The 12,260-nt window shown below is 68.3% G+C and carries 8 protein-coding genes and 1 pseudogene; 8 read left to right on the top strand and 1 reads right to left on the bottom strand.

Annotation, left to right across the window (positions count from 1 at the left end):
- Positions 1 to 93: 93 nt before the first annotated feature.
- Entirely contained in the window at positions 94 to 510 is a 417-nt protein-coding gene (locus K8612_RS19520; protein ID WP_223763382.1) for an EamA family transporter, read from the top strand.
- A 229-nt stretch (positions 511 to 739) separates the two neighbouring features.
- Here K8612_RS19520 and K8612_RS19515 read toward each other — a convergent pair whose 3' ends face one another.
- On the bottom strand, positions 740 to 4,468 hold the full coding sequence (locus K8612_RS19515; protein WP_223763381.1) for a DNA/RNA non-specific endonuclease: 3,729 nt from the start codon (positions 4,466 to 4,468) through the stop codon (positions 740 to 742).
- Here K8612_RS19515 and K8612_RS19510 point away from each other — a divergent pair.
- The 7 genes and pseudogenes from K8612_RS19510 (at position 4,467) to K8612_RS19485 (ending at position 12,232) form a co-directional block, all read left to right on the top strand.
- Positions 4,467 to 4,694 (top strand): hypothetical protein, encoded by a 228-nt coding sequence (locus K8612_RS19510; protein ID WP_223763380.1) that lies wholly within the window; start codon positions 4,467 to 4,469, stop codon positions 4,692 to 4,694. The two genes, K8612_RS19515 and K8612_RS19510, sit on opposite strands and share 2 nt — an antisense overlap.
- 12 nt (positions 4,695 to 4,706) lie before the next feature.
- The gene (locus tag K8612_RS19505; RefSeq protein WP_223763379.1) at positions 4,707 to 5,039 is read left to right on the top strand and encodes a hypothetical protein; all 333 of its coding nucleotides are present in this window, start codon (positions 4,707 to 4,709) and stop codon (positions 5,037 to 5,039) included.
- Positions 5,040 to 5,882: 843 nt separating this feature from the next.
- Entirely contained in the window at positions 5,883 to 7,967 is a 2,085-nt protein-coding gene (locus K8612_RS19500) for a protein kinase (protein ID WP_306799679.1), read from the top strand.
- 12 nt (positions 7,968 to 7,979) lie between these two features.
- Positions 7,980 to 8,987, top strand: a pseudogene (locus tag K8612_RS39285) (tetratricopeptide repeat protein); the annotation flags it as partial.
- Positions 8,984 to 9,883, top strand: a complete 900-nt coding sequence (locus K8612_RS19495; protein ID WP_223763378.1) for an RNA polymerase subunit sigma-70 — start codon at positions 8,984 to 8,986, stop codon at positions 9,881 to 9,883. The pseudogene K8612_RS39285 and the gene K8612_RS19495, both read left to right, overlap by 4 nt.
- Positions 9,884 to 9,992: 109 nt before the next feature.
- Positions 9,993 to 10,892, top strand: a complete 900-nt coding sequence (locus K8612_RS19490) for a hypothetical protein (protein WP_223763377.1) — start codon at positions 9,993 to 9,995, stop codon at positions 10,890 to 10,892.
- A gap of 5 nt (positions 10,893 to 10,897) precedes the next feature.
- Positions 10,898 to 12,232 (top strand): kelch repeat-containing protein, encoded by a 1,335-nt coding sequence (locus K8612_RS19485; protein ID WP_223763376.1) that lies wholly within the window; start codon positions 10,898 to 10,900, stop codon positions 12,230 to 12,232.
- Positions 12,233 to 12,260: the final 28 nt, after the last annotated feature.

The following is a 12,260-nucleotide window of genomic DNA, read 5'->3' as shown; positions in this document are numbered from 1 at the left end:
ACGGAAGTCCGGTGGTCAGAGGCCCAGCAACCCCACCGGGTTGCTGGGCTTCTGTTTTGGGTGTCCACTGTCGCCATCCCTGGAGTCGCGCACATGACGTGGTGGATCTACGCCCTGGCCTCCGCGGGTTTCGCCGCGCTGACCGCCATTCTCGCGAAGGTGGGGGTGGAGGGCGTGCCGTCCACGCTCGCCACCGCCCTGCGCACCGTGGTGGTGCTCGTCTTCGCCTGGACGCTCGCGCTGGCCCGGGGAGAGGGGGCCGCGCTCCCCCACCTCAGCCGCCGCACGCTCCTCTTCCTCGCGCTCTCCGGCGTGGCCACGGGCCTGTCCTGGCTGGCCTACTTCCGGGCGCTCCAGCTCGCTCCCGCCTCGCGGGTGGCGCCCATCGACAAGCTCAGCCTGGCGCTCACGCTCGTGCTGGCGTGGGGCCTGCTGGGAGAGCCCCTGTCGTGGAAGCTCGTCGTGGGCGTGGGGATGATGGTCTGCGGGGCGCTGCTGACGCTGGGCTGACGGCCAGGAGTCAGAGCCTGTTGAACTGGGCCGCTACGCAAGGCGGCGCACCATGAGGCCGGTCATCGCAATGTGGATGAAGGCTTCGGATGAGGGCCCACTGCTCGTCTGTCAGGTCACTCGGGTACGGCGTGCGTTCGGGCATTGCGAGGTCGGGCATCTTGTTCGTTCAACGAACCGGCCCTTTCGCTCCATTTCAACAGGCTCTGAGGCAATTCTGAGTTCACCTCTAATCTCTTTTGAACTCATCCATGCGGGCGCTGTTATGGAAATTCCAATCACCGCGAACCACTTCACCGTTCGGAGTCATGAGGACGCCATCCACTCGAATCGCATCCGGGCGATTCTCTGCAGCACTGATGAACTGAGGCCTGATTCTCACCCGAACCGCCCCTCCCTCCCTGAGGTGGTCGGCCAAGTGCATCTCGAATTCATGCCAATTGCGTAAGGCCTCACCATCCTCGGATGCAGACGCATCCTCGGGTGCGACCACGCCTTCATCCCCTTCCTCGTCACTTTGGGCTTCACCGCGCCTGCGAGGGTCCCACGGAAGGTTGGTCACGGAACCGTTCTGATACCGGGTCTGGGGAACGTAGTTAAGGAACTCGGGCGGCCCTCCAAATTGAGCGCCGATGAGATGTCCGCCCTCATCGTGCCGGTATTTGAGGTGCCTCCTGACGGTCTTCCCGTCCACCTCCCTTTTGAACACAACGGGCGCCCTCCGCCCGTTTTCATTGAAATGATATGCCCTGCCTGCCAAGCCCTGTGTTGACTCGCTCCGAACCTGCTTTCCGACAAGGTAGAGGTCTCCTTCCACGGAAGCAACCCGCCCCCGGCTGTCCGTCACGTATAGATACCGTCCGTCCACCCAATAGGCAGTGTTTTCCTTTGGCCTTCTCAAATTCCCATTAAGCCGGGCCCCATTTGTGACCTTGCTGTTTTCAATCTTGATGTCGTTCGGATTGATGTGAGGAGGAAGCGCCCGAGCCACCCAGGCAGGAACACCATTCCGCAAAGCATCGATTCGATCGCGATTTACGACGGATTCAACATGACCCAGGGGATCCGTCACATGGAGTGTCGTGCCATCCCAGTATGCTTTATTGGGCTTGGGTACCGTCGGAATGCCCCCCTCCTGGCTCACCACATCCTTCGGAGAGATGTGAGGAGGAAGAATCCCTGATACCCAGGAAGGAACGTCTCGTGGCAACCGCCCATCCTGGTCGCCCACGGGCGCGACATCATCCTCTCGCGCCACGTAACCACGGCCCGACACCAGGGAATCGACCTGAGCAGCATGGGTCCGAAGCTGGCTCTCCACGCTGGAGACCTGCTTCTCCAGGTCCGCGAGCTGCGCAGCCGTGGCTGGCGTAGCCTTGGCCGTCGTTCCAGTAATGCCCTCGTCGAGCTGGGCCCGCGCGGCCTCCAGGTCCTGAAGGATGCTGGACAGCTTCTTCACCTCCAGCCGCGACTCGAAGCCCTGGCTGCCGTAGCCCGGCATCCCCGTGAGGACTTGCTTCACCTTGTCGATGAGCTGGCGCACCTTCCCCACGGCCCCCTCGTAGCGCTGGAGGACACGCGCCGTCTCCATGTGCGCCTGGATGTCCTTGTCCGTGGCATCCGGCCCGGCTTCGATGCGCACCTTCCCGTCGTCGTAGCGCACGTGCGTGGTGCGTCCGGGAAGCTCGGGGTTCCTCACTACCGGAACGGGGTGGCGTCCAGAGGTGGAACTCTTCTCGCCCTGCTCTTCCGTATGCGGAGGTCGTCCCTCTGCGCCAGGCCCCGGGGCGCCTGGCTTTTCGGACTTCCCTGCACGCGAGGGCCCGCCATCTTGAGGCGGCACGGGCCCGAGCCGTCCCGTCGAGGGATTCACCCGATACACGTTGGGCGGTTCCCGATCCGCCGTCGTGTCCCCAGGAAGCTTCGCGGATGACTTCTCCCCCTCCTTCGAGCCGGGCTGCCCATCTCCTCCCGTCGAAGTGTTCCCAGGCTTCTTCGAGGACGGCCCCGTTCCGCCAGTTGCTTCATTGCCCGTCGAGCGGTTGGGGCCTCCCGTCAGGCCATTGCCCCCCAACGGCCCGTCGCTGCCCCCACGCCGCTTCCCGCCGCCAAGACTGACCGTGGTGCTTCCATCGCCGCCGCCACCACCTTCCGCCGTCACGTCGCGGTGCCGCGCGCTGAGCTCGAAGTCCACCACGCCCAGCTTCGCCCCCACGCCCAGCTCACGATCCTTGAAGGTCCCCTGGGTGACCTTCGCGTCCTTCCGCAGGTCGTCGAAGGCGTTCTCGAACTTGCCGGCCTTCAACGTGTCCGCCACCGACTGCACTTCCTTGTCGGACAGCCCGCTCACCTCCGCCGTGAAGTACTGGCCCTGGTTGCCCCTATCCGCCGAGCCTTCCACGGTGATGCTCGCCTCCGAGGGGCCCACGAGCGCATCGCTCTTGGCGCCCGTCAGGAACGACAGCACGTCGTTGCCGTCCAGCTTGCTCGCATCCAGTGGCGTCTTCGTCTCGATGCTCACCGAGCCGCTGACCTCTCCGCCCAGGCCGAGGTCCGCCTTGCCCTTGAGCCCCGTGGCCACTCCCGCCGCGCCCGAGCCCTCGAACTCCACCGTCTTCACCAGGTGCGTCGGCCTGCCCTTGTCGAACTCCACCCGCAGGCCCCCCGTCGCCCCCAGGCTGGCCGACAGCTCTGCGGTTCCCGTGCCGGCCTTCCCACCGATACCCGCCTCCACCTCGCCCGTGACGTTCACCTCCATCGCGGACAGGTGGTCTCTGAGGAACGCGTGGTCCTCGCTCCCCGGGGTCAGCGCCGAGGGCCCCTTGCCCAGGGTGAGGGCCGCCTTCGCTGCTTCCTCGGGCGTGTCGAAGTTCCACTCCATGCGGCCACCGGCCCCCACCGACGCCGAGCCCAGCAGGCCCACGCCCACGTCCGCAGTCACCTCCGCCGACAGCTGGTACTTGCCGTCCTCCGTCCGCTCGATGGCGGCCTCGCCCGAGATTCCCCCCTTCAGCCCCACCTTGACGTCCAGGTTGCCGCTCAGCGACACCGAGTCCCCGGCGCTGTTCAGCTTCTTGATTTCATCTGTCAGCGCCTCTTGCAGTGGCGCCGTCACGAAGTCGGAGGCGGCGTCCGCGATGTCGTCAGCCGTGTCCGCCAGGGCCTTCAGCTCGTCGGTGGCGAAATCCTTCGCGTCCTCGTACCAGGGGAGCTGACGTTCCTTGTCGATCCGCCGGGGCTCCTGGCCCGGCACCCGCTTGCCGTCCGCGCCCACGTCGAAGCCGAGGTGGTCATACCGCCACCGGTTGTCGCTGGCCTCGTGGAGGCTCTGGACCTCGGTGGGCCGGTGCTTCAGCTGCATCTGTCCGTGGGCGTCCACGGTGCCGGAGGACTGGGTCACCGTCCGCGAGCGGCTGGCGTCCCCCCCGTCGAAGTGACTGCCGTCCGGGTCATACCCCGTCACCGTGGTGCGCTGGTTGACGGCGCCGGGCGTCTTCGGGGTGAGGGCGGGCAACGTGTCGGTGGAGGCGGAGTCCTTGGGCCCGCGCGTCACCTCCTGCTGGGTACGCACCACCTGCACGCCGTTGCCGTTCTTGTCTGACTTCAGCGCCTGGGTGGCCACCGATTCCGTCTTCCGCGTGGAGACGGCGGGCTCTCCCTGGGCGTTGAAGCACGTCTCCTCCGTGATGGTGAGGCTGGACTCTCCGGGCTTGAGCGTGGTGGGGGCGTTGTTCGTCCTGTGGTGGTCCTCCCCCTTGGAGGCATTGCGCAGGGCCGAATCCTGACCGGCCTCGAAGGCGCTCACGTCATTGGCCTTGAAGCCCGGTGTGTGGATTTCCGTCGTCTTCACCTGCTTCGTCGGCAGGCCTTGTGCGTTGAATTGCGTCTCCGTCTTCACCGTCGCTGGGCCCTGGGGCGTGCCGCGCCGCTGCGCCAGCGCCGCCGGCGGCTTCTCCATGCGCACCTCCTCGGTGCGCGACTGGAGCCTTGGCGGCGAGCGCGTAGCGTCGTACTGCGTGGTGGACGTCGTCGTGGTGGCGCCAGTCTCCGGGTGCTGCTCCGTCTGGCTCTTGCGCGACTCGAGGCGCGTCGGCTTGCCCTGTGCGTCCGACGACTTCGTCCACGTCGTCTCGCGCGTGCCGCCTGACTTCGTCGACTCCTTCGACGTCACCGTGGACGTGTAGCTGCCGTCAGGCTTGACGGTGACGGTGTTGCCGCTGGCCGCGTCGGACAGCACCGTCTCGCCCGTGGTGGCGTTCTGCTTCACCTGGTACTTCGCGCCAGAGGACGGGTCCTTGTACATCTTCCCATCGGGCACCTGGGCGGCGGCCTTCGCGTCCTTGGCGTCCACCGCGTCAAGGGGCTTCGGAGGCGCCTCGCCCTTCTCCGGCTTGCGTACGGCCTTCCGCTGCGGCGGGGGCGTCAAGCCCAACACCTTCTCCAGCTCCGCCTTTCGACTCGTGCCCTCGAAGGCCGAGTCGAGCTCGTTCTTCGTCGGCTTGACCTTGTCGATGTCCTTCTGGCTGTAGGGCGGCGCCTTGCATTCCGCGAGGGCCAACGCGTTCGCCTTGCGCATGGCCTCCTCGGCGCGCGTCGCGGCCAGGGCTGCCTTCTCCTCGGCCTCCTGAAGCTTCGCGTCCGCGGCCTTCGACTTCCCGGTGGCCTCCTTGAGCTTCTTCTCCGCGGTGTCGGAGGCCGCACTGGACTTCTTCACCTCCGAGGGTGTCTGCCCTGGCTTCCGCGCGTCCTTGCTCGCGTCCTTGGCGTTCGTGGCCGCGGCGGCCTTCTCCTGTCGCGCGGTAGTCGCGGCGCGCCGGACCGGAGGCAAGGCGTTCCGGGCATCCGCCGCCGCCTTGATCCTGGCATCGGCGGCGACCTTCGCCGCCTCCGCCTTCTGCTGGTCCGCCTGCGCTTTTCGCTGCTGCTCGGCAGCGTCTACCTTTGCTCCCGGACCACTCGCAGGTGCGACAGCGCCCATGGGACACTCCCCTCTTGACAAGGATTCACAACCCATCGTCGGAATGGGCAGACACCACCCGAATGGGCGGCAGACACAGACACACAGAGCCCACGGAACGCCGAGTGCGCTTCTTGAAAATCAAGAATCCAGTAGGTACATCCCCGATCCCTGTGCGCGTCACCGCAGGACTGCCCATGCACTCGTGGGGAAAGAGGGAATGGGCCCGCCCGCGTCCCAAGATTCCCTCAAGATTTCCTCCGTGAGCGAGTCAACGCATGATTGCCCATACACTGCGGAGAGACAGGGAGTGGACTAAGCTGGGCATCTGGATTTCAACGGAAAAATCCACACACGCTTGAATCAACCTTCCGCTTTGTCTGGCGGACCGGAACGCTTCGCGGAGTGAGCACATATGGCTTCATGTCCACAGGAAGCGACGCTGACGGACTTTCTCGCGGGGCTGCTCTCCGAAGAGGACCAGACTGCTGTCCTGGCGCACCTGGAAGGCTGTACGGACTGCCGTTGGGTCCTGGCGGCGGGGAATGACACCCAGGTCCTGGCCGGTGCTCCGAAGGCCTCCGCGCAGGCGCCGTCCCAGCTACTGCTGCCGGGAGACAAGCTCTCCCGGTACGTGGTGCGAGAGCGCATCGGCTCTGGCGCGATGGGCGTCGTGTACGCGGCGGATGACCCCGAACTGGGACGCCGGGTGGCCCTCAAGATGCTGCGCTCCGAGGGACGCCAACGCGAAGAGCTGCGGCAGCGGCTGCTGCGCGAGGCACAGGCGCTCGCCCGGCTCGACCATCCCAATGTCGTCACCCTCTACGACGTGGGCACCCATGCAGACGGCGTCTTCCTCGCCATGGAGTTGGTGGAGGGCACCACGCTGGCGGAGTGGATGCAGGAGCCGCGTCCCTGGAAGGAGGTGCTGCGGGTCTTCCGCGAAGCAGGCAAGGGCCTCGCCGCCGCGCACGCCGCGGGCCTGGTGCACCGTGACTTCAAGCCCGCCAACACCCTCCTGAGCAAGGAGGGCCGCGTCTTCGTGACGGACTTCGGCATCGCCGGCCCGCTCCAGCAGGACGAGGGCGCTCCGCTCCAGGAGCCCGACAAGGCCCCGGTTGCCGCCATGAAGCATCTCACCCGGACGGGCCAGCTCCTGGGCACGCCCGCCTACATGGCTCCGGAGATCCTGGGAGGCCAGCATGCGGACGCGCGCTCCGACGCGTTCAGCTTCTGCGTGGCGCTCCACGAGGCCCTCTTTGGCGTGCGCCCCTTCCAGGGTGCGACCCTCCAGGAGCTGGCCCAGGCCGCGCGGCAAGGCACCATCAGCCCCCCGAAGCGGGAGGTGAAGGTCCCAGCCCGGGTCCGGCGCGCGGTCCTCCGGGGACTCAGCGCCAACCCCGAGGAGCGCTTCCCCTCCATGGAGTCCCTCCTGGCGGCCCTCACGCCACGGCCCATCCGGTGGCTTGCGCGGATGACGGCCGTGGCGGCCGTGGCGGGCGTCCTGGGCACCCTCGCGGCCTACGGGGTGACTCATCGCGAGGGGAGCCACTGCGAGCAGGAAGTGGAGAAGCTCACGGTGGCCTGGAGCCCCGCCCGGCGCGAACGGATCCGCACGGCCTTCCTGTCCACGGGCGCGTCCTACGCCGCGCCAGCATGGGAGCAGCTCGCGTCAGCCCTGGACGCCTACGCCGCCCAGTGGCGGACGCTTCGCACCGAGGCCTGCATGGCCGCGGACAGCGGCACGGCGGACGTCGCCTGGCAGACGGCCGCGTGCCTCGACGCGCGGCTCTGGCAGTTCGCCGCCGTGACCGAGGTGCTGGAGAAGGCGGACGTGCTGACGGTGCAGAACGCGCACCCGCTGACGACCTCCCTGGAGGGGCTCGCCGGCTGCCGGGACGCGCCCGGCCTCTCCGCCCGGCCGCAGCCGCCTGAAAACCTCCGGGCCCCGGTGGAGGCGGCACGGCACAAGCTGGCGCAGGCCCGCGCCCACCTCCTGTCGCACCGGTTCGCCGAGGGGCTCGCGGTGACGGCAGCCCTCCTCGAGGAGCTGAAGGGGCTGGACTACAAGCCGCTGCGGGCGGAGGTGCTCCTGGCCCACGGCGTGTTCCTGGGGGGCCTCAACAAACCCAGGGAAGCGGAGGCGTTCCTCTACCAGGCCTTGTGGGCGGGCGAGGCCGCGCGTGACGACGAGACGGTGGCCCGCGCCTGGCTGGAGCTCATCTGGGCGGTGGGCGAGGAGCAGTCCCGCGCCGAGGAAGCGGAGAAGCTCATCCAACACGCCCGGGCCGCCGTCGAGCGGCTGGGACGGGAGCGCTTCCCCGACATCACGACGGACCTGCACACGCGCCTGTCGTCGCTGCGAGAGGCGCACGGCCAGCTCCCCGAGGCGGAGCAGGAGGCGCTCCAGGGCCTGGAGTTCTCCCGCCGGAGGAACGGCCCGGACAGCCTGCGCACGCCCAACCTCATCCACCAACTGGGACGCATCCGCTACGGCTAGGGCCGCTATGAGGAAGCGCTGAAGCTCCACCGTGAGGCCCTGGCGCTGCGCGAGCGCCTGCTGGGCCCGGACAACCCGGCCCTCGTGACCTCCTACAACCGGGTCGCCACGGCCTCGCTGGAGGTGGGCCGGCACGCGGAGGCCGTCAAAGCCTGGCGCAGGGCCCTGGCCCTCCAGGAGGCGTCCTCCAGCCCGGAGACCACTCCGATGGGGACGGTGCTGCTGAACCTGGCCGGGGTCTCGCGCCTGGAAGGCCGGCTGGAGGAGGCGCGCTCCCAGGTGGAACGGGCACGCGCCATCTTCGAGCGGGGCCGGGGCCCCAATCACATCACCGTCATCTTCGCGCTCACGGAGCAGTCGGTCCTCGCTCGCGAGGCGGGCCAGGGCGCCGAGGCGCTGGCCTTCGCCACGGAGGCCCTGGAGCGAGTCCAGCGTTCGCTGGGCCCGGACTCGCCGCGCGCCGCCCTGCCGCTGACCGTCCGGGGGCAGGTGCACCTGAAGGCGGGCCGCTACCCCGAGGCGCGGCGCGACCTGCTGGACGCGCTGATGCGGCTGGAGCAGGACTCCGGCCCAGAGGCCGGGAAGAAGGTGTCCGTGCTGCTGCTGCTGGCCGAGCTGTCCCTGGCGACACGAGCCCCGAAGGAGGCGCTCGCGTACTGCGAGCGGGCGGTGACCCTCACCGAGAAGGCCGATGGCGCGGAGTCCCAGGATGGTGCCAACGCACTGACCTGCGCCGGCAAGGCGCATCTGGCACTGGGCGCGGCGGCGCAGGCCACACCGTTGCTCGAGCGCGCCCGTCGCATCCAGACCCGCTGGGGCGCACCCGGTGACGCGGAGGCGTCCGGGAGGACCTCCTTCCTGTTGGCCCGGGCGCTCCTCGAAGGGCGCCCCGCTCCGGACCGGACGCGAGCGCTCGAACTGGCCGAAGAGGCCCGGACGCGGCTGGAGTCCGTGGGAGTCCGCGGCCAGCCGGAACTCCAGAGGGTGCTGGCCTGGCAACAGCGGGAGGCGAAGCGATGAGCGAGCAACGCAAGACAGGCTCCCTGGCGGCGCTGCTGCGGGCGCACCTGCCCCGGGAGCAGCGCGCGGAGCTGGACGCTGTGGAGGGATTGGAGGGACTGCTGAACCAATACATCGAGGCGGCCCGGAGCAGGTGGGCCGGGGCCCCGGCGCCGCTCCCGGCGGAGTCCTTCGTGCGGCACCTGGCCCGGCACCTGCCCGCGGGAAGGACCTTGGAGGTGATGCGCGTCCTCCACGGCGCCGACCTGTACCTCGCGTGCGCCTGCGCCAGTGGGGAGCCCTCCGCTCTCCGGGCCTTCGAGCAGGACATCCTCCGGAACATCCCCGCCCGGCTCGGGAGGGTGTCGCCGAGCATGGTGGACGAGGTGCTGCAGGTGCTGCGCGAGCGGCTGCTGGTGGGCAGCGGCGACACGCCCCCGAGGATTTCGAGCTATGGGGGACGAGGGCCCCTGTTGACCTGGGTGGGCATCGTCGCCGCGCGCATCGCCGGGGAGCTGGTGGGCAGGGACGCGCGCCATGAGCTCGTCGCGGAGCCTGCCGAGGATCTCGTGCGGCTCCTGGCCCCGGGCGACCCCGAGTACGCGCTGCTGCGCGAAGACGCGCGCCAGCTCCTCGTCGAGTCGCTCAAGAAGGCGGTGGCGGTGCTCCCCGAGCAGGAGCGGACCCTGCTGCGCCTTCACCATCTCCATGGGTTCACGATGGACCGACTGACGCTCATGTATGGCGGCTCGCGCTCCGGCATCGCGCGCAGGATCGCGGAGGCCCGCGAGCAGTTGCTCGAGCGCGTTCGCATGGAGCTCACGCCCCGGCTGAAGCAGGACCGGCTCACGCTGGAGAGCTTGTTGGGATTGGTCAGCAGCCGACTGGATTTCAGCCTCCAGGGCTTGCTGGACTGAAACGCTGGGTGAGGGGCCCCAGGGCTTTTTTGGGATGCCTTGGGGCCCGCCCCCTCTTTCTCCTCGACTCCATGGGCGGCCACTCCCCCGAGCGATGAAAGATAATGCGATGCGTTCTTCCTCCTACAGCAAGGCAAGAGCCATTTTGTCGGGCATCCCGTGGCGGCACGGCACCTGTGTCTGGGTCCTGCTCCTGGGGTTCACCCTCCTCCCAAGGGTGGCCCGAGGCGACGTCTCCCCCCCCGTGCGCATCTGCGCGGAGTTCATCAACCTGTTGATCGAGGACCTCGAGTACGAGCGTGCCCTGGACCAGGTAGCCCGCTGCAAGGAGGCATCGAAGGGGGCCGAGGACGAGGTGGTGATGTCGCTCTATCAGGCCGTCATCCTGGCGGAGCTGAGCGGAAGGTTGCGCGACGCCGACGCCTCATTCAAGGCCGCTCTCACACTGAACCCTGATGCGAAGTTGCCGCTGAAGGTCTCGCCCAAGGTGAAACGGTATTTCGAAGCGGTGCGCAAGGGCGTCCTGAGCGAGTTGGCCGCGCGAGGGGCTGGCAGTGAGCCCCTGAAGCAGGAGGCCTCCTTGGAGGCACAGGAGCTTCAGGCGCCACGAGAGCCGCTCCCCGTCGTGGCCACGGGACTCCCGGAGTCTTCATCCTCTCCCGTGTCAGAGGCATCCGGCACGCACTCCACCTTGCGAGACCGGGCGCTCGTTCCCGCCGTGGCGGGAGGGGCCCTCGTCGTCGCGGCGGGCGTCTCCTGGGGAGTGGCGGAGGGGCGGAAGTCGAAGCTGGATGACGTGGCAAAGGACATCCACTCAGCGGCCGACGCCAGGAACGTGGCCAAAAGCGCGCGAAGGCTTCAGACGGCCTCCGCGGGGCTGCTGGTCGCGGGGCTGGTGGGGCTGGGCGCCTCCACGGGGATGTATCTGCTGGGGTCACCGAAGAAGCCGGTGCCCGTGCAACTCGGGCTGGATGGGACGTCCGTGTTCGTGTCTGGGAGGTGGCCATGAGGCCCATGCCTCGCTCGACAGCCCTGGGATTGCTGCTGCTCGGCGTCCAGGCCGCCGCGTGCCTCGATGTCGACAAAGAGGTGGACCGGTTCTGCCTCGACAACCCTGTCATCTGCAGTGAGGGCGGGCCGGATGCGGGGCCTGACGGCAATGCCATCCAGGATGGAGGTGGAGCGGACGGCGGGGACGCGGGGCAGGACAGCGGGGACGCGGGGCAGGACGGCGGGGACGCAGGACCTGACGGGGGCCTTCCCGATGGCGGACGCGAACCGCCGGGGTGGAAGCCCGTGAACCCGATGCAGATGCGGCGCACAGCGCATACGGCTACCGTTCTGAAAGATGGCCGGGTGCTCGTTGTTGGCGGAAGCAGCACGGGAGACAGCTCGGCGGTCAGCCCGACGAAAACGACGGAGCTCTACACCGTCGCCTCAAACATCTGGAGTCCCGGGGGGAACCTGAGGACGGCCCGCATGGCCCACACCGCCACCCTGCTGCGAAATGGCAATGTATTGGTGGTCGGAGGCAGGGGCCCCACGGGTGGCGCGCTGGACAGTGCTGAAATCTACGACGTGGCTGCGAATCAATGGACTGAGGTCAGTCCCATGCCTGGTGGAGCACGTGCCGGTCATGCCGCCGTCTTGCTGCCCTCGGGGATGGTGCTGGTGACGGGTGGCGGCTTCTCGGATTTCGATGGGCTGGACACCTCCGAACTCTATGACCCGGACAACGACCGCTGGACGAATGCGGGCGTCCTGAACCGCAAGCGCAACACGCTGACGCTCACCCTGCTGGACGGTGGCGTAGCGATGGCCATCGGCGGCTTCCATCGCGACGGAGCGGAGACAACCGCCGAGGTCTACAACTCGTACCAACCGGATGGAGGATGGCGACTCCTTTCGCAGCGGATGGGCCGTGGGCGTAACGGCCACGCCTCGACGCTGCTGCCCTCTGGAGAGGTCCTGGTCACCGGCTCCATCGCGGGTTCACCTGCAACGGTCCTCCCGACCGTGGACCTCTTCGAGCCAGTCAGCGCTTCGTGGACGCCCCAGGCAGACATGAGGGAAGCCCGCTTCTTCCACACGGCCACCGCCCTGCCCTCGGGCGAGGTGCTGGTGACGGGCGGATACTCCACCCCCTATGCGCAGCCGCACGCCTCCGCGGAGATACTCCGGCGGGATGGCGGCCGGGAGCCCATCGCCCCCATGTCATCGGCGCGCACCTCTCACACTGCCACGTGGTTGGAATCCGGGAGTGTGCTCATCCTCGGAGGCACCGACGGCGACGTGGCGCTGAACTCCGCCGAGCGGTACGTCCCCCTGAGCGTCGTCCGGGCTCGCTAGCGGAATCGGACCAGGCGTCGGCGAGCAT

Origin of the sequence: Corallococcus sp. AS-1-6 (assembly GCF_020037015.1) — a bacterium.
GTDB lineage: Bacteria > Myxococcota > Myxococcia > Myxococcales > Myxococcaceae > Corallococcus.
The sequence above is the reverse complement of the archived record's forward strand: the minus strand, read 5'-3'. Positions and strand labels throughout refer to the sequence as shown.

Bases quoted from the DNA above. Each gene is read 5' to 3' on its own strand.
- K8612_RS19510 (WP_223763380.1), top strand. From the start codon at position 4,467: ATGCGCACCTCCTCGGTGCGCGACTGGAGCCTTGGCGGCGAGCGCGTA.
- K8612_RS19490 (WP_223763377.1), top strand. From the start codon at position 9,993: ATGCGTTCTTCCTCCTACAGCAAGGCAAGAGCCATTTTGTCGGGCATC.
- K8612_RS19520 (WP_223763382.1), top strand. From the start codon at position 94: ATGACGTGGTGGATCTACGCCCTGGCCTCCGCGGGTTTCGCCGCGCTG.
- K8612_RS19495 (WP_223763378.1), top strand. From the start codon at position 8,984: ATGAGCGAGCAACGCAAGACAGGCTCCCTGGCGGCGCTGCTGCGGGCG.
- K8612_RS19500 (WP_306799679.1), top strand. From the start codon at position 5,883: ATGGCTTCATGTCCACAGGAAGCGACGCTGACGGACTTTCTCGCGGGG.
- K8612_RS19485 (WP_223763376.1), top strand. From the start codon at position 10,898: ATGCCTCGCTCGACAGCCCTGGGATTGCTGCTGCTCGGCGTCCAGGCC.
- K8612_RS19515 (WP_223763381.1), bottom strand. From the start codon at position 4,468: ATGGAGAAGCCGCCGGCGGCGCTGGCGCAGCGGCGCGGCACGCCCCAG.